This is a genomic window from Spirillospora sp. CA-128828, assembly GCF_050945415.1.
Classification (GTDB): domain Bacteria; phylum Actinomycetota; class Actinomycetes; order Streptosporangiales; family Streptosporangiaceae; genus Spirillospora.
This window is the reverse complement of the sequence record NZ_CP191986.1, coordinates 2,155,919-2,174,565: the sequence shown is the minus strand read 5'-3', so window position 1 is coordinate 2,174,565 and position 18,647 is coordinate 2,155,919. Positions and strand designations below refer to the sequence as shown.

At 72.8% G+C, this 18,647-nt stretch carries 21 protein-coding genes; 7 read left to right on the top strand and 14 right to left on the bottom strand.

The features are described from left to right. Positions 1-24 precede the first annotated feature (24 nt). Positions 25-483, bottom strand: a complete 459-nt coding sequence (locus ACQPXG_RS10950; protein WP_433467532.1) for a MarR family winged helix-turn-helix transcriptional regulator — start codon at positions 481-483, stop codon at positions 25-27. A 152-nt stretch (positions 484-635) separates the two neighbouring features. Here ACQPXG_RS10950 and ACQPXG_RS10945 point away from each other — a divergent pair, with 152 nt between their 5' ends. Further along, positions 636-1,544: an oxygenase MpaB family protein gene (locus ACQPXG_RS10945; RefSeq protein ID WP_433467531.1), complete on the top strand. Its 909-nt coding sequence runs from the start codon at positions 636-638 to the stop codon at positions 1,542-1,544. On the opposite strand, the gene ACQPXG_RS10940 is transcribed toward ACQPXG_RS10945, so the two are convergent. From ACQPXG_RS10940 to ACQPXG_RS10925, 4 genes are read right to left on the bottom strand one after another with little or no spacing between them, the layout of a single operon-like run. Further along, on the bottom strand, positions 1,541-2,446 hold the full coding sequence (locus ACQPXG_RS10940; protein ID WP_433467530.1) for a RecB family exonuclease: 906 nt from the start codon (positions 2,444-2,446) through the stop codon (positions 1,541-1,543). The two genes, ACQPXG_RS10945 and ACQPXG_RS10940, sit on opposite strands and share 4 nt — an antisense overlap. A gap of 15 nt (positions 2,447-2,461) precedes the next feature. After that, complete coding sequence (locus tag ACQPXG_RS10935) at positions 2,462-3,163, bottom strand: MBL fold metallo-hydrolase (protein ID WP_433467529.1); 702 nt, start codon at positions 3,161-3,163, stop codon at positions 2,462-2,464. 10 nt (positions 3,164-3,173) lie between these two features. After that, entirely contained in the window at positions 3,174-4,040 is an 867-nt protein-coding gene (locus tag ACQPXG_RS10930; RefSeq protein WP_433467528.1) for a PHP domain-containing protein, read from the bottom strand. A gap of 56 nt (positions 4,041-4,096) precedes the next feature. Beyond that, positions 4,097-4,744: a DUF6758 family protein gene (locus tag ACQPXG_RS10925; protein ID WP_433467527.1), complete on the bottom strand. Its 648-nt coding sequence runs from the start codon at positions 4,742-4,744 to the stop codon at positions 4,097-4,099. An 83-nt stretch (positions 4,745-4,827) separates the two neighbouring features. On the opposite strand from ACQPXG_RS10925, the gene ACQPXG_RS10920 reads away from it, so the two are divergent. After that, positions 4,828-5,217 carry an NUDIX hydrolase gene (locus ACQPXG_RS10920; RefSeq protein WP_433467526.1) on the top strand — a complete coding sequence of 130 codons (390 nt, stop codon included), beginning with the start codon at positions 4,828-4,830 and terminating at the stop codon, positions 5,215-5,217. Here ACQPXG_RS10920 and ACQPXG_RS10915 read toward each other — a convergent pair. Both ACQPXG_RS10915 and ACQPXG_RS10910 read right to left on the bottom strand, forming a co-directional pair. Then, positions 5,212-6,615, bottom strand: a complete 1,404-nt coding sequence (locus tag ACQPXG_RS10915; RefSeq protein ID WP_433467525.1) for a CPBP family glutamic-type intramembrane protease — start codon at positions 6,613-6,615, stop codon at positions 5,212-5,214. The two genes, ACQPXG_RS10920 and ACQPXG_RS10915, sit on opposite strands and share 6 nt — an antisense overlap. 53 nt (positions 6,616-6,668) lie before the next feature. Beyond that, entirely contained in the window at positions 6,669-7,607 is a 939-nt protein-coding gene (locus ACQPXG_RS10910) for an HpcH/HpaI aldolase/citrate lyase family protein (protein WP_433467524.1), read from the bottom strand. Positions 7,608-7,646: 39 nt separating this feature from the next. Here ACQPXG_RS10910 and ACQPXG_RS10905 point away from each other — a divergent pair, with 39 nt between their 5' ends. Further along, complete coding sequence (locus ACQPXG_RS10905) at positions 7,647-8,147, top strand: hypothetical protein (protein ID WP_433467523.1); 501 nt, start codon at positions 7,647-7,649, stop codon at positions 8,145-8,147. 3 nt (positions 8,148-8,150) lie between these two features. On the opposite strand, the gene ACQPXG_RS10900 is transcribed toward ACQPXG_RS10905, so the two are convergent. Continuing rightward, on the bottom strand, positions 8,151-9,056 hold the full coding sequence (locus ACQPXG_RS10900) for an RNA polymerase sigma-70 factor (RefSeq protein WP_433467522.1): 906 nt from the start codon (positions 9,054-9,056) through the stop codon (positions 8,151-8,153). Positions 9,057-9,156: 100 nt separating this feature from the next. Here ACQPXG_RS10900 and ACQPXG_RS10895 point away from each other — a divergent pair, with 100 nt between their 5' ends. Continuing rightward, positions 9,157-10,455 carry a magnesium transporter MgtE N-terminal domain-containing protein gene (locus ACQPXG_RS10895; RefSeq protein ID WP_433467521.1) on the top strand — a complete coding sequence of 433 codons (1,299 nt, stop codon included), beginning with the start codon at positions 9,157-9,159 and terminating at the stop codon, positions 10,453-10,455. Then, a complete protein-coding gene (locus ACQPXG_RS10890; RefSeq protein WP_433467520.1) occupies positions 10,452-10,949 on the top strand; it encodes a DUF1003 domain-containing protein in 498 nt (165 codons plus the stop codon). The genes ACQPXG_RS10895 and ACQPXG_RS10890 overlap by 4 nt, the downstream gene beginning before the upstream one ends. Here ACQPXG_RS10890 and ACQPXG_RS10885 read toward each other — a convergent pair. Further along, positions 10,946-11,404, bottom strand: coding sequence for a MarR family winged helix-turn-helix transcriptional regulator (locus tag ACQPXG_RS10885; RefSeq protein ID WP_433467519.1), 459 nt, complete (start codon positions 11,402-11,404; stop codon positions 10,946-10,948). The genes ACQPXG_RS10890 and ACQPXG_RS10885 overlap by 4 nt on opposite strands. Positions 11,405-11,514: 110 nt before the next feature. On the opposite strand from ACQPXG_RS10885, the gene ACQPXG_RS10880 reads away from it, so the two are divergent. Further along, positions 11,515-12,654, top strand: a complete 1,140-nt coding sequence (locus tag ACQPXG_RS10880) for an Mrp/NBP35 family ATP-binding protein (protein WP_433467518.1) — start codon at positions 11,515-11,517, stop codon at positions 12,652-12,654. Between the two features lie 156 nt (positions 12,655-12,810). Here the strand turns inward: ACQPXG_RS10880 and ACQPXG_RS10875 are convergent, their stop codons facing one another. From ACQPXG_RS10875 to sigE, 5 genes are all read right to left on the bottom strand, one after another. Further along, positions 12,811-13,161, bottom strand: coding sequence for a sec-independent translocase (locus ACQPXG_RS10875; protein ID WP_433467517.1), 351 nt, complete (start codon positions 13,159-13,161; stop codon positions 12,811-12,813). A 130-nt stretch (positions 13,162-13,291) separates the two neighbouring features. Beyond that, positions 13,292-15,097 (bottom strand): trypsin-like peptidase domain-containing protein, encoded by a 1,806-nt coding sequence (locus tag ACQPXG_RS10870; RefSeq protein ID WP_433467516.1) that lies wholly within the window; start codon positions 15,095-15,097, stop codon positions 13,292-13,294. A 103-nt stretch (positions 15,098-15,200) separates the two neighbouring features. Next, positions 15,201-16,355, bottom strand: a complete 1,155-nt coding sequence (locus ACQPXG_RS10865; protein WP_433467515.1) for a sigma-E factor regulatory protein RseB domain-containing protein — start codon at positions 16,353-16,355, stop codon at positions 15,201-15,203. Further along, the gene (locus ACQPXG_RS10860; RefSeq protein WP_433467514.1) at positions 16,352-16,993 is read right to left on the bottom strand and encodes a zf-HC2 domain-containing protein; all 642 of its coding nucleotides are present in this window, start codon (positions 16,991-16,993) and stop codon (positions 16,352-16,354) included. The genes ACQPXG_RS10865 and ACQPXG_RS10860 overlap by 4 nt, the downstream gene beginning before the upstream one ends. 63 nt (positions 16,994-17,056) lie before the next feature. Further along, the gene (sigE, locus tag ACQPXG_RS10855; RefSeq protein ID WP_433467513.1) at positions 17,057-17,809 is read right to left on the bottom strand and encodes an RNA polymerase sigma factor SigE; all 753 of its coding nucleotides are present in this window, start codon (positions 17,807-17,809) and stop codon (positions 17,057-17,059) included. 171 nt (positions 17,810-17,980) lie between these two features. Here sigE and ACQPXG_RS10850 point away from each other — a divergent pair, with 171 nt between their 5' ends. Then, on the top strand, positions 17,981-18,640 hold the full coding sequence (locus ACQPXG_RS10850; protein ID WP_433467512.1) for an O-methyltransferase: 660 nt from the start codon (positions 17,981-17,983) through the stop codon (positions 18,638-18,640). Positions 18,641-18,647 lie beyond the last annotated feature (7 nt).

The window sequence follows — 18,647 nt, the reverse complement described above, 5'->3', positions numbered from 1 at the left end:
GCTGGTCATGAGCCTGGGCCGCGGTCACCGGTCCGACTCCTCTCGGGCGTGGCTTTCGAGCTCTGCCAGATGCAGCAGGGCCGGAAGGGCCGCTGCCAAGGCCTCGACCTCGTCACCGGTGAGTTCGTCGATCAACCGCGCGTACGCGTCGACGCCCGCCTGGCGCCGTGCCCGGACGTACGACGCGCCGGCCTCGGTCAGGCACACCAGCGTGACCCGCTTGTCGGACGGATCGCCCGTCCGCTCGACCAGCCCGGATTCCTCCATCACCCGGACCAGGACGGTCATCGCGGGCTGGGTGACGCCCTCGGCCACCGCCAGATCGGTGATCCGTCGCGGGCCGGTCTTGTCCAGGGTCGCCAAGGTGGCGGCGGACGTCAGGCTCATGTCGCGGGGAAGGCGTCTCACGGCCCTGGTGGCCAGACCGTAGAGGGCTGACCCGATGGCATCGGAAGCGCCGTGCACGACCCCTTGGCGACTCATGCCTGAAGCATAGCAGCTTTATATACATCCTTTATGCATCTCACTGCCGACCAACCTCCACAGACCGAACACGGGGGTCGATCTGGCGGCCGCCTTCATGTAATGAGACACTTACTCCAGTTTGTTGCACGACGACTGGTGAGGTGTGAGATTTGCCCGCGACCGTCCAGCCCCCCGAGAGCGTCACGTGGCGCGTGCACATCGACCGGTCCATGTGGGTCGGTGGGGTGCGCAGCCTCATGCTTCAGGCGCTGCACCCCATGGCCATGTGGGGTGTCTGGCAGAACTCCAACTTCCGCGAGGACCCGTTCGGCCGGCTCCAGCGCACCTCCGACTTCGTCGGCCTGGGGACGTTTGGCAGCCCCGAGGAGGTCGAGGAGGCCGCCTACCGGGTGCGGGAGATCCACCGGAGCCTGCGCATCCTGAACCACGACACCGGCAGGAAGGAACGGCTCGACCAGCCTGAGCTGCTGCTCTGGGTGCACTGCGCCGAGGTCTACTCCTACCTGGAGGTGGCGCGCCGGGCAGGGCTACCGCTGACCGGCGCCATGGCCGACCGGTACCTGGACGAGCAGCGCTGGTCGGCGACGCTCGTCGGGCTCCACGCCGAGGACGTCCCGGGCAGCGTCGCGGACATGGAGGCGTTCTTCGCCGACATGCGTCCCCGGCTGCGGGTCACCGAGGAGGCGGCGGAGACCGTCCGGTTCCTGATGTGGCCCACCATGCCGGAGAACCTGCGGTTCCTCGCGCCGGGAAAGCCGGGCTACTTCCCGTTCGGGGCGCTCTGCTACTACACCCTGCCGGACTGGGCCCGCCGCATGTACGGGGTGCTCCCCGAGGTGCCGCGGCCGGCGGTGACGGCGGCGCTGAGGTCGTTCCGGCTCGCGCTGAACTCCGTGCCGGAGCGGCTGCACGACTACGCGTTCGCCAAGAACACCCGCGACATGCTCGAACGGTCGAGGCAGCGGCTCGCGGCGGAGGGATACGACCTCGGCAAGGGGCTCTACGGCCTGCGCGACCCGCGCCGCTGGCCCGATCAGCGGGCCCTCGCCCCGGCCTAGACGACGTCGACGGGAAGGGCCGCCCAGGGCTCCTTGCGGGGGGCGGCCTCCCGGCCCTCCGGGCAGTGGCGGGCGAAGTCGCACCACGAGCACAGGTTGCCCGGACGCGGCGGGAACAACTCGTCGTACCGGGCGTGGTCGACGCCGCCGTCCTGGGGTTCCGCCACGCGAGGCTTCGGAACACCGCCCCCCGGAAGGGCTTTGTAAGCCTCGTCCGCCGCGGACGCCTCGGCGGCGATCTGTTCGGCGCGGCGCATGTGCCGGGCGAGCGACTCGTCGGTGTGCTCCCACACCGCGACCTCGCCCGACGGCAGGTGGTGCAGCTCGACGCGGCGGCACGGGCGGCGCAGGACGCGGGACGACGCCACCGCGTAGATCGCCAGGGCGAGCGAGCCGCGCGCGTCGTCGGCGGTCAGGACGTGCCGTCCCGTCTTGTAGTCGACGACGACGAGCTCGGGGCCGCGCGCGTCCAGCCGGTCGATGCGCCCAGAGACGGCGATCCGGTCGGTGCGGGTCGCGACCGTGCGTTCGACGCCGAGCGGCTCGTCGTGGGGATCGAGACCGGCGGCGTACCGTTCGGTCATCTCGCGGGCGCGCTCGCGCCACTCGGCGGACTGGGCCTCGTCCCGGAACCCGTCCGTCAGCCAGCCGCGGGCCAGCAGGGTCCCGGCGGCCTCGGGCGTGCGCTCGCGGACGGGCAGCCGCCACCAGCCGGCGAGCGCGTTGTGCACGCTCACGCCGACGCTGTTGTGCGCCCACCGCGGCCCCTTCGGCGGCATCGGACGATCGAGGTAGGTCATCCGGTAGCGGCGCGGGCAGTCCAGCCAGGTGTTCAGCCTCGACGGCGTGCACGCGTACAGCCGCTGGGGCATACCGTCGAAGCCCAGCTGCTCAGCACCCACGCCCAGCGTCCCCGGTCAGTCTTCCTGCGCCAGGGAGCCCCAGCTCTCCCAGCGGGAGTCCTCGTCGCCGACCGTGGTCTCGTCGCCCTGGGCGGGGAGGATCCGCAGGTCCTTCGGCAGCGGGGTCAGCAGCGCGCCGATCGAGTTGAGCTGCTTGCGCAGGTCCTCGTAGACGCCGCCGATGGAGCCGGGACGGCCGCGGTGCAGGGTGTCGCCGGAGAACAGCAGGCCGAGCTGCTCGCTGATCACGCACACGCTGCCGGGCGTGTTGCCCGGGGTGTGCAGGATCTCCAGCTGCGCCTCGCCGATCTCGAAGATGCCGCCGTCCTCCAGCCAGATGTCGGGTTCGAGGGACCGCAGCGCCTTGGCGTCGTCCTCGTCCTCCTCCTCCTTGGCGAGGCGGCCGAAATAGTCGCGCCACAGCAGCCGGTCGGCGCGGTGCAGCGCGATCGGCGCCCAGTTCTCCTCGTCCTCCTCGCCGGCGGCGGCGACCTCCAAGACCACGTTGAGGTGGTGCTCGTTGCCGTCGGTCAGCAGGACGGCCATGACCTCGCGGTCACCGACCTCCTTGAGGATGGCCTCGGCGTCGTACGCCGGGTCGATCACGATGACCTCGTCGTCGTCGCCGACGATGTAGGTGTTGCTCTCGACGTCGTACTCGGTGTCGTCGAGGGTCAGCGTCCCCGACGTCACCACCTGTTCGATGCGCGCGTCCACACTTCGCACCCTACCGTGATTCTCGGCGCCCATCGGGCAGACGGAGATCACCGCCCGTCGCGGCCGCGAGCAGCGTCTCGAAGGCGTCCGGAGCGGTCGTCTCGGCGCCGATCCGGTCGCCGGTCAGCGCCCCGTGGTCGTCGCTGGACCCGGTCCCGACCAGGCCGAGCCCGGCGGCGAGGTCGCGCAGCCGGGCGCGGTCCTCGGGGGCGTGGTCGGGGTGGTCGATCTCGACCCCGGCGAGCCCGGCGGCGGCGAGACCCTCGATCACCTCGTCCCCGAAGACGTATCCGCGGCGGCGCGCACGCGGGTGCGCCAGCACGCACACTCCTCCGGCCGCGCGGACCAGCTCGACCGCCCGTGCCGGGTCGAGCGCGTACCGCTCGACGTGGGCGCGGCCGCCCTGCGCGATCCACTGCTGCGTGAACGCCTCCTCCGGCGCCTCGATCGCACCGGCCTCGACCATGGCCCGCGCGATGTGCGGGCGTCCGACCGCCTCGCCCCTGGCCAGCGCGCGGACCATGCCCCACGTGACGTCCACGCCCAGTTCACGGAGCCGGTCCACCATGCCCCGCGCCCTGATCACCCGGTCGTCGCGGACCCGGGCCAGCTCGGCGGCCAGCGCGGGCTCGGCGGGGTCGAACAGGTAGCCGAGGAGGTGGAGGCTCCGGCCGTCCTGCTTGCACGACAGCTCGATGCCGGGGACGAGCGTCAGGCCGTCCGGCAGCGCGTCGGCGGCCTCGTCCCATCCGGTGACGGTGTCGTGGTCGGTGAGGGCGAGGACGTCCACCCCGTTCCGCCGCGCCCGCCGGACGACCTCCGCGGGCGGACGGGTGCCGTCGGACGCGTGGCTGTGGCAGTGCAGATCGATCCGCATGGCCCCTTCATATCAAGCGGCCCTGGCCGTCAAGGGGCCACAGAGTCAAGGGGCGGTCACGCGTCGAGGCGCGGGCTGTGGGCGCCGTAGGGGAGATCGAGTTCCATTCCCGGCTCGCGGAGGTCGAGGAGGGTCAGCCGTTCCAGCAGGAGCACCCCGGCGTCGGCGGGCCACAGGATCGTCCACAGCCAGTTGCCCATCGCCTCCCCCGCGTAGACGGCCCGGTCGGGGCGGGCGCCGACCGCCCACATCGGCACGGACTGGCCGCACGTCGCGGCCGGGCCGCTGACGTCGAGCTTCACGTGCGGCGGGCTCCCGTTGAACGCCTCGCCGGGGTCGGCGCCCGCCAGCCCGGCGAAGTGGGCGCCGAGCCCGATGCCGGGCTCCTCGGCGATCAGCACCATGTCGGCGGGACCGCGCAGAAGGCCCGGCCCGGACACGGCGACGGCCGTCGCCCGCGCGCCGGAACGATCGTCCCCGACCGTGGTGAACCCCGTGACGAGCCAGGCCGGCGGAAGAGGCCAGGGCGTCCAGACGGGGACTCTCGCGTCGCGCAGCACGGCGGCCAGCCCGTCCGGGCCGGGACGCTTGGACGGCTGCCTCGGCAGTACGGCGCCGTGCACGCCGCAGCTCCAGTCGCTGGACCAGAGGCTCGGCGCGCTGAGAGGGCCCGCGCATCGCGGGCATGTGGGCTCCGCCCTCATGAGTACCCACCCTGCGCGGCGACATCGCGGCTCGTCAAGCGCGGGCCGCTCACCGCCTGGAAAACAGGCGGAAAAATGGGGTCATGCGAGTGCGTTGCGTGGGCGGGATCGTGCGGGACGGCGACGGGCGGCTGCTCCTGGTGCGGCGCGGGCGCCCGCCCGGCGAAGGCCTGTGGTCCATTCCGGGCGGACGCGTCGAACCCGGCGAGGACGACCCGGCGGCGGTCGCCCGCGAACTGAGGGAGGAGACCGGCCTGGACGTTCTCGTCGGCCCGCTGGCCGGGACCGTGGAGCGTCCCGGGCCCGGCGGCGTCACCTACGAGATCCACGACTACACGGCGACCGTGGCCGGCGGGACGCTCCGGGCGGGGGACGACGCGTCCGACGTGCGCTGGGCGTCCCCGGACGACCTGCGCGACCTCCCGGTCACCCCTGGGCTGCTCGACGCCCTCGCGCTGTGGGGCGTCCTATGAGACGGGTTCCGGCTCCGAGGCGGCCGCCACCGGCACCTCGTCCTCGGCCGTGACCCTCTGGATCCGCATCCGGCGCGCCACCAGCACGACGACCCCCGCGTACAGCGCCATCGGGACGATGTCCGCCACGACGACCTGCCACGGGACGCCACCCTGCTCGATGTCGAGTTGGCCGACCGCCGCCGGGCCGAGGAACGCCATCAGGTTGTTGAACACGTGCAGGGCGATGCCCGACTCCAGGCCGCCCGTGCGCACCGCGAGCCACGCCGCGATCGCGCCGAAGGCGAAGATGTCGAGGATCCCCCAGCCCGTATAGCCGTGCCCGGCCGTGAACAGCGCGGAACCGACGACGATCCCCGGCCACGGCGTGCGGAAGACGACGCTGAACGCGCGTCCGGCGCGTCCCCTGGCGTTCTCCAGCGTGCAGGCGCCCACGGCCTGGAGCATCCAGCCGCGGAACGCGTACTCCTCCGCCGCCGACTGGAACGGCACGAGCAGGATGATGACGATGGCAGGGGCGAGGAACCGCCCCCACCCCACCCAGTGGTCGTCGCCGCCGGACTGGTCGTCCAGCGTGGCGGCCGCGATGAGCGACGCCCCGTAGGACACGGCGCAGAACAGGATCGCGAGGCCGGAGCAGACCAGCATCCAGCGCCAGCGCAGCCGCCCGGCGACCGAGGACAGCGTCCCCGGCCGCCGCCGCTGGACGCCCCACGCCGCGAGCAGCACCACCGGCAGGAACAGCGCCAGCGACCCGAGGTTGAACGCCAGGTCGGCGGTCTCGTCGCCGAAGATCGAGTCGACGTCGGTGCCGGACGTGTCCGGGACGTCGCCGGTGACCACCAGCCGGATGATGGTCCCGATGACCATCACGCCGATCGCCAGGGCCATCCCCACGACGACGATCCCGAGGCTCCCGACCAGCGGCCGCCACCACCGGTGCACCTCGTTGCGCGCCAGCCGGTGGAACGGGACCCCCTTCGGCGACTCCACCGTCCACGGCCGCTTGACGGGCGGCGTCCCGTACCCGCCGCCATAAGGCCCCGGCCCGTACGGCCCCGGAGGGTGCCCATGACCATGCGCCGGGTCGTACGGCCGCCGCTCCCCGTAAGGCTGCTGACCGTAGGACTGCGGCTGACCGTAAGGCTGCGGCTGACCGTAGGGCTGGGCGTATCCCTGCGGACTACCGTAGAGCTGCGCCTGGCCGGAAGGTTGCGGCTCGCCATAGGGCTGCCGCCGGCCGTAAGGCTGCTGCTCGCCGTAGGGGTGCGGCTGGCCGTAGGGGTGTCCGGGGGCGCCGGGGCGTGGTGGGGCGGGCGGGGGCGGGTCCGCCGGCGGCTCGCGGTCGAGATCAGGGTCCAGCGGAGCCCAGCCGTTGGTTTCCCCTGGCTCTGACACGTGTGACCCCTCCCGGAAACGTTCGCGTAGGTGGTACGAATCGTAAGGGGCGTTCAGTTCCCGGACGCGTCGAAGCGCTTCGTGCGCGTCAACCCCGCGGCGCGGCCCTTGGCGGCGATGACGAGCGCCATCTTGCGGGACGCCTCGTCGATCATCTCGTCGCCGAGGCGGGCTGCGCCGCGGCCCTCGCCCAGGGAGTGCTCGTAGGCGTCCAGGATCAGCTCGGCGTGGTCGTAGTCGTCCTGGGACGGGGAGAACACCGCGTTCCCCGCCTCGATCTGGGACGGGTGCAGCACCCACTTGCCGTCGAAGCCGAGCGCGGCGGAGCGCCGCGCGACGCGGGTGAAGGCGTCCACGTCGCGGACGTTGAAGTAGGGGCCGTCGATCGCCTGCAGGTCGTTGGCGCGGGCGGCCATCAGGATCCGCATCAGGATGTAGTGGTAGGCGTCGCCCTCGGTGTAGCCGGGCGGCTGCTCGCCGACCACCAGGGTCTTCATGTTGAGCGAGGCCATGAGGTCGCCGGGGCCGAGGACGAGGGTCTCCAGCCGGGGCGAGGACGCGGCGATCGCGTCGATGTTCACCATGCCGCGGGCGTCCTCGATCTGCGCCTCGATGCCGATCCGGCCGGCGGGGAGGCCCGTCGCCCGCTCGATCTGGGTGAGGAGCCGGTCGAGCCACTGGACGTGGGTCGCGTCCGGCACCTTGGGCAGCATGATCGCGTCGAGCCGGGCCCCGGCGCCCTCGACGACCTCGATCACGTCCCGGTAGGCCCATGGGGTCTCCAGGTCGTTGACGCGCACCACCCGGGTCTTGCCCGTCCAGTCGCCGTCGTTGAGCGCGGCGACGACGGTCCCGCGCGCGTCCTCCTTGGCGGACGGCGCGACGGCGTCCTCCAGGTCGAGGAAGATCTCGTCGGCGGGGAGCCCCTGCGCCTTCTCGATGAAGCGGGGATTGCTGCCCGGGACGGCGAGGGTGGTACGTCGAGAGCGCATGGCCCGGATGCTATCCAGCGGGTGTGAGACCCTCGGGGCATGGGTCTGAACAGGGCGCTGGTGGAGGAGGCGGCCAAGAAGTCGGGGCTGCTGTGGCTGGACCTGCCCGGCCTGCCGCAGCCGCGCGCCGCCTGGCACGTGTGGCACGACGGTTCCGCCTATGTGCTGACCGGCGGGGAGGGCGAGCAGCCGCTTCCCGGGCTGCCGGAGTCCGCGCACGTGACGGTGATCCTGCGCAGCAAGGACAAGGGCGGCCGGCTCGTCTCGTTCGTCGCCGAGGCCGAGCAGGTCGAGCCCGGCACCGAGCTGTGGGACGAGGTCACGCCGATCCTCGCCAAGGAGCGCCTCAACGCGGCCACCCACGAGGGCCAGGTGGAGGCGTGGGCCACCGATTCGTGGATCATCCGGCTCACCCCCACCGACGAGGTGGTCGAGGCGTCGGAGGGGTACGCGACCGTCCGGCCCGTGCCGACCCCCGCGACGACGGCGGGCCCTCCCCCGCGCCTGTACGGCGGCAAGCGCCGCGCCGTCGACCGGTAGCCGTCACATCGGGAGTTCGCGCCCCTCGGCGATGGAGCGGAGCTTGTCGGGGTTGGCGACGAGGTGGATCGCCTGGACGCGGCCCGTGTCGTCCAGATCCACGGTGACCGTGCTGATCGGGCCGTTCGGGCCGTCCACGACGAGGGCCGGCTCGCCGTTGATGTCGACCCGCCGGATCAGCATGTCGGCCGGCTCGACGCCCGCGTAGGGCTGGCGGGCGATGCCGGTGAGCCAGCGGACGACCTTGTCGGAGCCGTGGATGATCCGCCGCGCCGCCCTGACCTTGCCGCCGCCGTCCGTCCAGAGCGCGACGTCGGGGGCGAGGACCTCCATGAGCCGGTTGATGTCGCCGCCGAGGACCGCGTCCAGGAACCGGTCGGTGACCTCGCGCCGCTCGGCGCCGCCCGCCTCGAAGCGGGGCCGCCGCGCCTCCACGTGCTTGCGGGCGCGGGTGCCGAGCTGCCGCACCGACACCTCGGAGCGGTCCAGCGCCTTCGCGATCTCGGCGTAGGGGTAGCCGAAGACCTCCTTGAGGACGAACACGGCGCGTTCGAGGGGGCTCAGCGTCTCCAGGACGACCAGCATCGCCATCGACACCGACTCCGACAGCTCGGCGTCCTCGGCGACGTCCGGGGAGGTCAGCATCGGCTCGGGCAGCCACGGCCCCACATACGTCTCGCGCCGGACCTGTGCCGAGCGCAGCCGGTCGAGCGCGACGTTGGTGGTGATCCGGACGAGGTACGCCTTGGGGTCGGCCACGCCGGACCGGTCGGCCGCCGACCAGCGCAGCCAGGCGTCCTGCACGGCGTCCTCGGCGTCCGCCGCGGTGCCGAGCATCCGGTAGGCCACCGCGAAGAGCAGGTTCCGGTGCTCCTCGAAAGGTTCCTCGAACGCTTCGCTCACGGTCATCAACCCTTTCATGTCCCTCTCGCCACCAGGACGGCAGGGGCGGGCGCGATGTGACATACCGGTCCGGATCAGGCGGGAGATCATGGGTAGTGTCCTGGCCATGAGCGGAGCTCCGACACGGGTGTTCATCGCCCGGCTCGCGGGCATCGCGGTCTTCGACCCGGCGGGCGACCAGGTCGGCCGGGTGCGCGATGTCGTGGTCGCGCTGCGCCTGGCGCCGCGCCCGCCGCGGGTGCTCGGGCTGGTGGTGGAGGTCGCGTCCCGCCGCGCGGTGTTCCTGCCGATCACCCGCGTGACGGTGATCGAGGCGGACGCGATCATCTTCGACGGGCGGCTGAACGTGCGCCGGTTCCAGAAACGCGGGTCGGAGACGCTGGCCATCGCCGAGATGCTGGACCGGACGGTCCGGTTCCGCGATGACGGCGAGCAGGTCTCCGTCGTGGACGTGGCGATGGAGCCGACCCGGACCCGCGACTGGCATGTCACCAAGGTCGCCGTCCGCCGCCGGACCGGCCGGGGCCTGCGCAAACGCGGGGAGAGCCTGGTCGTGGACTGGGACGCCGTGGAGGGGTTCTCCGCCGTCGAGCACGGGCAGGGCGCCGCCGGGCTGATCGCCGCGTTCGAGCGGATGAAGCCCGCCGACCTCGCCAACATCGTGCACGAGCTGCCCGAGAAGCGCCGCACCGAGGTCGCGGTCGCGCTGGACGACGAGCGGCTCGCGGACGTCCTGGAGGAGCTGCCCGAGGACGACCAGGTCGAGATCCTCGGCAAGCTCGGCGTGGAGCGGGCCGCCGACGTCCTGGAGGCCATGGGCCCGGACGACGCCGCCGACCTGCTCGGGGAGCTGCCGACCGAGCAGCGGGAGCGGCTGCTGACGCTGATGGAGCCGCAGGACGCGGCGCCGGTGCGGCGGCTGCTCACCTACGCCGACCAGTCGGCGGGCGGGCTGATGACGACCGATCCGGTGATCGTCGCGCCGGACGCGACGGTCGCCGAGGCGCTCGCGCTGATCCGCAATCCCGACCTGAACCCGGCGCTGGCCGCGCAGGTGTACGTGTGCCGGCCGCCGACCGCGACGCCGACAGGCCGGTACCTCGGCACCGTCCACTTCCAGCGGCTGCTGCGGGAGCCGCCGCCGACGCTGGTCAGCGGGATCGTGGACGCCGAGCTGGATCCGCTGCGGCCCACCATGTCGCTGGAGGCCGTCGCGATGTTCCTGGCCACCTACAACCTGGTCGCGGGCGCCGTCGTGGACGAGACCGGGCATCTGCTCGGCTCGGTGACGATCGACGACGTCCTCGACCACCTGCTGCCCGAGGACTGGCGGGAGACCGCGATGGAAGCGAGCGCCGAGGGGTCCGCCGATCCCGAGGAAGAGGCTCTCCGGGGGACGACATGATGACGACACGCCAGCTGACCTCGCGCCTGGACCAGCCGCGGGAGCTCCGCCGGACGCTCCTGCCGCGCCCGCACTACGATCCCGAGTCGTTCGGGAGGCTGTCGGAACAGATCGCGCGGTTCCTCGGGACGGCCAGGTTCATCGTCTACATGACCGTGTTCGTCGCCGTGTGGATCGTGTGGAACCTGTTCGCGCCGCCGGCGCTGAAGTTCGACCCGTACCCGTTCATCTTCCTGACGCTGATGCTGTCGCTGCAGGCGTCCTACGCGGCGCCGTTGATCCTGCTGGCCCAGAACCGGCAGGACGACCGGGACCGCGTCCAGTACGAGCAGGACCGGGCCCGCAACGACCGGAGCATCGCCGACACCGAGTACCTCACGCGGGAGATCGCCGGGCTGCGCGTCGCGCTGAGCGAGGTCGTGACCCGCGACTTCCTGCGCTCGGAGCTCCAGCAGATCCTCAGGGAGCTGGACGCCAAGGAGCCGATCCCCTAGAGGGGAGCCCGCTCGTCGGCGAGCTTGTCCAGGATGTGCCGGAGGGTGCGGAGGTCGGGCTCGTCCAGCCTGCTCAGCACGTAGTCGCGGACGCCCTGCCGGTACGTGGGGGTGGCCTCGGCGAGCCGGTCCCGGCCGGGGCCCGTGAGGGCGGCGAACAGCCCGCGGGCGTCGCTCGGGCAGGACTGCCTGATCACCAGCCCGTCCCGCTGCAGCCGGTCGACGAGCCTGGTCAGCCCGCTGCGCGACAGAAGCACGCGGTCGGCGAGATCGTTCATCCGCAGCCGCCCGTCCGGTACCTCGCCGAGGTGCATGAGCACGTCGTAGGAGCCGAGCGCGAGGTCGTGGCGGGCCAGCAGGTCGGCCTGCAGCCGGCGGGAGATCAGCGCCTCGGCGCGCAGCATCGTCCGCCATGCGATCAGCTCGGCGGCGGCCGAGAGGGTACCGCTTGTCACGGACCGATGGTACGGCCGGGCGGCCGTCCGGCGCGATGGGGACGTACACGGCGTGTGAGGACGGACACCCTGATTGGCGAGCATCGGCTTCGGGTTCATACCATGGACGCATGGCCTCCCAGTTGACGACCGAGCGGGTGAACGCCGCGCTTGCCACGGTGCTCGATCCTGAGATCCGCAAGCCCATCACCGAGCTCGACATGGTCAAGAGCGTCGACATCGACGCGGACGGCACCGTCCGCGTCGGCGTCTACCTGACCGTGGCCGGATGTCCGATGAAGGACACCATCACCAAGAACGTCACGGAGGCCGTCGCCAAGCTCGACGGGGTGTCCTCGGTGCGCGTCGAGCTCGACGTGATGAGCGAGGAGCAGCGCAAGGAGCTGCAGACCAAGCTGCGCGGCGGGCAGCCCGCCAAGGAGATCCCGTTCGCCCGGCCGAACTCGCTGACCAAGGTGTACGCGGTGGCGAGCGGCAAGGGCGGCGTCGGCAAGTCGTCGGTGACGGTGAACCTGGCCGCCGCGCTGGCCGCGCAGGGCCGCAAGGTCGGGGTCGTGGACGCCGACATCTACGGCCACTCGGTGCCGCGGATGCTGGGCGTGGACAACCCGCCCACCAAGGTCGAAGACATGATCATGCCGCCGTCCGCGCACGACGTGAAGGTGATCTCGGTCGGCATGTTCACCGCCGGGAACCAGCCGGTCGTGTGGCGCGGGCCGATGCTGCACCGGGCGCTCCAGCAGTTCCTCGCGGACGTCTACTGGGGCGACCTCGACATCCTGCTGATGGACCTGCCGCCCGGCACCGGCGACATCGCGATCTCCGTCGCGCAGCTGCTGCCGTCCGCGGAGATCCTCGTCGTCACCACGCCGCAGCAGGCCGCCGCCGAGGTGGCCGAGCGGGCCGGCGCGATCGCCGCCCAGACCCACCAGCAGGTCGTCGGTGTGATCGAGAACATGTCCTACCTGACCTGCCCGCACTGCGGTGAGCAGCAGCACATCTTCGGCGAGGGCGGCGGCCAGACGGTCGCGGACGCGCTGACGAAGACGCTCGGGACCCGCGTCCCCATGCTCGGCCAGGTGCAGATCGACCCGCGCCTGCGCGAGGGCGGCGACAACGGCGTCCCCCTGGTGCTCTCCGACCCGGACGCCGGCGCCGCCAAGGAACTCCGCACCATCGCCGACGAACTCGGCGGCCGCACCCGAGGCCTGGCCGGCATGTCCCTCGGCATCAGCCCAAAGGGCCGGTAACGCCCGCAGCCCCGGCCACGGGCCGGGTGGCCGGAGGGCGTTCTACGCCCGGAGGTCGCCCGGCCCGCCGGGCGGGAGGCAGTTTCACGAGACGCGGAGCGGATCGGGAAGCGGTCTTCCGCCCGTAACGGGGGTTCCAGGGGGTCGCCCCCTGGGTTAAGTCGCCTCGTTGTCGAACGGGGGCTTTTCGCCGTGGTCCAGGTCGCCGGCGGTGGTGGCGTATGAGGGCTCGTCGTCGAAGAGGCCGGAGTCGTTCTTCAGGAAGGTGTCGTCGTCCTCAAGGAGGTGCTTGCGGACGAACGTCTTCGGGTTGAGGTCGTTGAGGTCGAAGTCCTTGAACTCGGGCCCGAGCCCTTCCTGCAGGTCGGCCTTGGCGGTGTTGGCCATCTCGCGGAACTGCCGCAGCATGCGGCCGGCCTGCCCGGCGACCTGCGGCAGTTTGTCCCCGAAGATGACCAGGGCCAGGACGACGAGCACCGCCATCTCACCGAGTCCGACGTCGAACAACCCGTCCTCCACACAGCCAAGGGGACCGGCCCTGCGGCGGGCCGGTCCCTTTAGCGTATCCCCAGCCCGGATGAACCAGGTCTGAACATTCGTGCCCTTCGTACGGGGACGCCCCCGCGCGCCGGGCCGGTCAGTCGGCGCCGAGCGTGACCTCGGCCGTGCTCTCCTTGCCGCCCCGCTGGTAGGTGATCTTGATGCGGTCGCCGGGGGCGCGGCTGCGGATCTGCGCGATCAGGTCGGTGGCGTCCTCGATCGGCTTGTCGTCGACCTTGGTGATCACGTCGCCGGGCTTCAGGCCGGCCTTGTCGGCCGGGCCGCCCTTGGTCACCGGGTCCTGCCCGTTGACCGGCTGCGGCATGATCCGGGCGCCGCCCTCCTGGTAGCGCGGGTCGGGCAGCACGCCGAGCTTGGCCTGCTTCACCGTCCCGCTCCGGATGATCTCCTCGGCGACCCGCTTGCCCTGGTTGATCGGGATCGCGAAGCCGAGGCCGATGCTGCCGCTCTGCTGCTCGCCGCCGAGCGACTGGCCGCCGAGCGTGGCGATCGCGGTGTTGATGCCGATCACGCGGCCCTTGGCGTCCACCAGCGGGCCGCCCGAGTTGCCGGGGTTGATCGCGGCGTCGGTCTGGATCGCGTTGAGGTAGGACGCGTCGGCGCCGCCCTCGCCCTGCGTCGGCACGGCCCGGTTCAGCGAGCTGACGATGCCGGTGGTGACCGAGCCCTGCAGGCCGAGCGGCGAGCCGATCGCGATCACCGGGTCGCCGACGGCGATGGCGCTGGAGTCGCCGACGGCCAGCGGGGGCAGCGAGTGCTGGCCCTCGGGCTTCAGCACGGCCACGTCCGAGCTCGGGTCGGCGCCCTTGACGGTGGCGGGCAGCGTCTTCTTGTCGTTGAAGACGATCTGGATCTGCCCGGAACCGCCGCCGGTGCCGGCGACGACGTGGTTGTTGGTGATGACGTAGCCGCCGTTGACGATGAAGCCGGTGCCGCCCACCTCGCCCTGCGAGGACTGGACGCGGATCATCACGACGCTCGGCAGCACCCGCTGCGCGACGCCCGCGACCGAGTCGGGCGGGCGGCTCTGCACCTTGGTGTCGTTGCTGTCGTTGCCGCCGAGGCTGACCGAGCCGCCGTTGTCGTCGTCGGTCGCGATGACGCCGATCCCGGCGCCGACGGCGCCGGCGACGAGCGCGACGATCAGCGCGACGACGGCGAGGAGCCCGAGGCCCGGGCCGCCGCGCGACGACGACGGGAGCGCCGGGACGGGCGCCCAGTTGGGGCCGGCGCCGCCGGGCGGCATCCCGAAGCCGGCCATGGGCCGGGGACCGCCTGGCGGCGGCGGGCCCGGTGGCGCGGGCGGCGGGCCCATCGGCGGGCGGCCGGGCGCGGGCGGCGGCGGGCCCTGGTGGGAGCGCTGCGGCCAGCCCCCGTACGGGGGCCCCTGCGCGGCCCGCGGGTCCTGGTTGTGCGGGACGAACCCGGGGCGCTGACGGTCGTCGGGGGTGTCCACCGGCGGCTTGTCGAGCTGGACGGGCGGCGGGGGCTGCGGCATGTCGTGCGACGCGACCTCCTGCAGCGGTACCTCCTGCGGCCCCATGTCGGCGCCGGACAGTACGTCCTCGCTGGTGTCGGGCGGGCCGCCGAGCGAGTCCGGCGGCGCGAATCCCCCGGCCACCAGGCGGTCCCCGTCCTCGCCCGTGTCGCGGGCGGGCTCCGGCTCGGCCTCGTCGGCGGCACCCGGCTCGGGGTCGTCGACCGCGTCGGCCGGGAAGCTCTGCCCGGGCTCGGGGTCGTCCGCCGGCTGCTCCAGGGGGATCTCCCGGTCGGTCACCGTCTCGGGAGGAGCCGCCGCCTCCTGCCGCTCAGGCTCCTGGCCGGGGACGACGTCGTCGTCCTCCGACGGCGCCCCGCTCGGGCCGCGGTTGTCTTCCGTCATCCCCATCTCTCCTACCGAGCATGGTCCTCGTTATCCGTGCTCATGCTGCCCCGTAAGGCATGTGGCGAGCATAAGACCTAATGCCAATTACTCTCATCTCGCCTTAATCGAAAGGATTCGCCTTCGATGCGAGGCGGCGGGCACCGCGGGAGAGCCTGGTCCAGAACGGGGCAGAGTCGCGCGGCATGCTCACCGCCACCGCCACGGCCGTGCTCTGCGGCGCGTCCGTCACGACGGTGTAGACGTAGCCGTTCCCGGCGGACACCGCCCAGTGCCGCAGGGACTCGCGGCGGAACACCGTCCGCCCCCTGCGGACGGTCTTCTGCCAGCCCGTCAGGCCGCGTTCGTCCAGGCTGCCGCGCTGCACGAACACCGAGACGGCGGCGAGGCCGTCGGAGTAGCTGAGGTGAAGGGCGCCGCCGCCGCTCTCCCGGCGGGCGTCGTAGAGGGCGAGCCGGCCCGGCAGGCCCTCTGGGACGGGCCAGCCCCGGTGGCGGAGGCCGGCGAGGACGGTCCGGTCGAGCGCCTCGCCCCACGGGCTCACGGTGTCCTGGGCGCCGGCGTTCTCGACGGGCCCGTCCGCACTGGACCCGGGGAAGCGGGACGGCCCGCCGCGCGGCCGGGCCAGCGTGACCGGCTCCGCCGCCGGTGTGAAGCTGATCTCGGTGAAGCCGGTGGCGATCACCGGGCGGCCGGTGGCGTCGATCAGCTCGCGGTGCAGCATCAGCCCGGTCTCGCGGTCGATCCAGAAGCGCCCGGCGGGGCTTCCGTCCGCCCGGCGCGCCTCCACGACGCGGGCGGAACGGCCGCAGACCGACGCGTCCGCGGCGCGGACCACCGAGTAGTTGCGGGTCAGCAGCGTCAGCGTCGCGGGGGTGAAGCCGGTCGTGTCGCCGGCGGCGGAGTCGGCGCGGTACGCCTCCCCGGTCGTCCCGGACCGGTACCGGACGCTCCCGCCGGGCGTGTGCGAGACGGCGACGCGGGACGTGACGGCCCGGCCGCGGTTCCGGGTGGTGAGGAACCGCCGGCCCTCGTAGGGGACGCGGCGTGCCGCGTCGGCGGCGGCGCGCAGCAGGCCGACGGCGCCCGGATCGCTGCGGGCGCCGCGCGCGGCGGCAGGGTCGCCGGGGAGCGTCCCGGCCAGCGCGAGAGCGCCCGCGAGCCCGCCGGCCAGCACCGCGCTGCGCCGGGCGCGCCGATCGGCGGAGCCGTCCCCAGAGGGCCTCCGGGGACGGCCCGGCGCGGTCGGCGCGGTCACGGCCCCGGGGAGACCTGGACCTGGTTGACCGGGTCGGTGAGCGGGTCCGTCATCGGCGCGTCACCGGACGTGAGCGCGTGCTCGACGGCGAACCGGTCGAACGCGGGGGTGACGGCAGGGGCGTCCTGCCGTCCGCCCGCGACGTAGGAGGCGGTGCCGAGGCCGAGGAACAGGGTGGCGGCGCCCACGACCAGGTAGCGGCGCCGGGGCTGCGCGCCGATGGCGGCGGCGTGCCCGGCCGGGCGGGTGTCGCGCGGCCGTCCGGCGGAAGCGGGCCGGACGGGGCGCGTCGATGATCGAAGGGGCCGGGACGGGCGCCGCGCCGGGGTTCCGGTGGGCGCCGCGGACTCCGGCGGTGCGCCGCCGGACGCGGGCGAAGAGGCGGACTCGGCGGGAAGGCCCGTGGACGCGGGCAGGGAACGCAGCCGGCTCAGGAAGTCGCCGGACGGGAGGTCGTCGGTGCCGTCCGAGGCGGGCATCCCGGACAGCCCCCGCAGCCGTCCCTTGAGCCGGCGCATCTGGTCCGCCTCGTCCCGGCAGCGAGCGCATCCCGCGAGATGGGCGAGGGCGCGTTCGCGCTCCTCATGCCCCAGCTCACCGTCGACCAGAGCGGTCAGACGCTCCCCCAGACAACTCACGCCGCCTCCGTCGGTTCCGTTCGGTCAGGCGCGCGGTCCCGCCCGCGCGCGGCAAGTACGGCTTTACACGCCCTCCGGCAGCGGCCTGACGCCGCCCGCCGCGTGCTGCTCCCGACGCGCCTCGCCCCGGACCTCCGCATCGCGTGCGGCCCCCTCGTCCTCGGCGAGCGCGGTCTGGTAGTCGTTCCGGGTCCCCGGCCGGCGCCGGGTGGGCGCCCGGTGCTCCAGCGCGGCCCGCAGCTGCGCCCGCCCCCGGTGGATGCGGCTGCGCACGGTGCCGAGCTTGACCCCGAGGGTCGCGGAGATCTCCTCGTAGGACAGGCCCTCGATGTCGCACAGCACGACGGCCGCGCGGTACTCGGGGGCCAGCGCGTCGAGCGCGGCCTGGACGTCGGCGTCGAAGTTGCTGTCGTCGAACGCCTGCGCCGGGGTCGGCTCGCGGCCCTGGAGGCGCTCGGCGGCGTCGTCGGCGAGCCCCTCGAAGCGGATGCGCTGGCGGCGCCGCGCCATGTCGAGGAAGAGGTTCGTGGTGATGCGGTGCAACCAGCCCTCGAACGTCCCCGGTGTGTAGTTCGACAGCGAACGGAACACGCGGACGAAGACCTCCTGCGTGAGGTCCTCGGCGTCATGCTGGTTACCGGTGAGGCGGTAGGCGAGCCGGTAGACGCGGGCCGAATGCTCGCGAACGACCTCGTCCCAGGACGGCGGTGCCCACTCGGCCTCGGGGGCGTTCTCGCGGGTGCGAGCGGCGTTCCCGAGCCCCTGCCTGGGGCCGACCCCCACAGCGCTTCTGAAACTGAGTGCTGCGACTCCCATGGTGCCGGGCTGTTCCTCTCTCGTGAGCCAAGGCTCTCGCCTTGGAACGGCACGGTCTCGCCTGGGCTGGGGCGGTTCTGGACCGACTCTGTGCTTGTGCTTGCGCTGGTTACAACGCGCTGAAACGCCAGTTGGTTCCCTGTCAACGATATGGTCTTTCCAGCATGAGCCATGCGGGGGTCCCGCGAGGAGGCAGCCATCGACGCCATTGAGGCCACCCGGGCCTATGTGGAGGATTTCCTCCCCGAAGACGAGCCGCTCCTGGACGCCAGGCGCCGCGGCACGGAGGTCGGCGCGATGCCGATCGGCCCGGCCGGCGGCGCGGCGCTGCGGTTCCTCGCGACGCTGATCGGTGCCCGGACGGTCGTGGAGGTCGGCTCCGGGTGCGGCGTGTCCGGAGTCTGGCTGATGCGCGGCATGCCGAAGGACGGGGTGCTCACGAGCGTCGACATCGAACCGGAGAACCAGCGGCTGGCGAAGCAGGCGTACCGGGAGGCGGGCCTGTCCGGCTTCCGCACCCGGATGATCATCGGGCCGGCACTGGAGGTGCTGCCGCGGCTCACCGACGGCGCCTACGACATGGTGTTCTGCGACGCTGCGAAGCGGGAGTACCCCGAGTACCTGACGGACGCGCTGCGGCTGCTGCGGCCGGGCGGCGTCGTCGCGTTCGACAACGCGCTGTGGCACGACCGGGTCGCCGACCCCGCCCGGCGCGACCCCGAGACCGAGGCGATCCGCGAGGTGCACCGCATGATCCGCGAGGACGATCGGCTCGTCCCGCTGCTGATCCCGGTCGGCGACGGCCTGATCTGCGCCGTGAAACGCGACTGACCCGCGA

Bases quoted from the DNA above. Each gene is read 5' to 3' on its own strand.
- ACQPXG_RS10950 (WP_433467532.1), bottom strand. From the start codon at position 483: ATGAGTCGCCAAGGGGTCGTGCACGGCGCTTCCGATGCCATCGGGTCA.
- ACQPXG_RS10930 (WP_433467528.1), bottom strand. From the start codon at position 4,040: ATGCGGATCGATCTGCACTGCCACAGCCACGCGTCCGACGGCACCCGT.
- ACQPXG_RS10925 (WP_433467527.1), bottom strand. From the start codon at position 4,744: ATGAGGGCGGAGCCCACATGCCCGCGATGCGCGGGCCCTCTCAGCGCG.
- ACQPXG_RS10920 (WP_433467526.1), top strand. From the start codon at position 4,828: ATGCGAGTGCGTTGCGTGGGCGGGATCGTGCGGGACGGCGACGGGCGG.
- ACQPXG_RS10910 (WP_433467524.1), bottom strand. From the start codon at position 7,607: ATGCGCTCTCGACGTACCACCCTCGCCGTCCCGGGCAGCAATCCCCGC.
- ACQPXG_RS10905 (WP_433467523.1), top strand. From the start codon at position 7,647: ATGGGTCTGAACAGGGCGCTGGTGGAGGAGGCGGCCAAGAAGTCGGGG.
- ACQPXG_RS10900 (WP_433467522.1), bottom strand. From the start codon at position 9,056: ATGACCGTGAGCGAAGCGTTCGAGGAACCTTTCGAGGAGCACCGGAAC.
- ACQPXG_RS10895 (WP_433467521.1), top strand. From the start codon at position 9,157: ATGAGCGGAGCTCCGACACGGGTGTTCATCGCCCGGCTCGCGGGCATC.
- ACQPXG_RS10890 (WP_433467520.1), top strand. From the start codon at position 10,452: ATGATGACGACACGCCAGCTGACCTCGCGCCTGGACCAGCCGCGGGAG.
- ACQPXG_RS10880 (WP_433467518.1), top strand. From the start codon at position 11,515: ATGGCCTCCCAGTTGACGACCGAGCGGGTGAACGCCGCGCTTGCCACG.
- ACQPXG_RS10870 (WP_433467516.1), bottom strand. From the start codon at position 15,097: ATGACGGAAGACAACCGCGGCCCGAGCGGGGCGCCGTCGGAGGACGAC.
- sigE (WP_433467513.1), bottom strand. From the start codon at position 17,809: ATGGGAGTCGCAGCACTCAGTTTCAGAAGCGCTGTGGGGGTCGGCCCC.
- ACQPXG_RS10850 (WP_433467512.1), top strand. From the start codon at position 17,981: ATGCGGGGGTCCCGCGAGGAGGCAGCCATCGACGCCATTGAGGCCACC.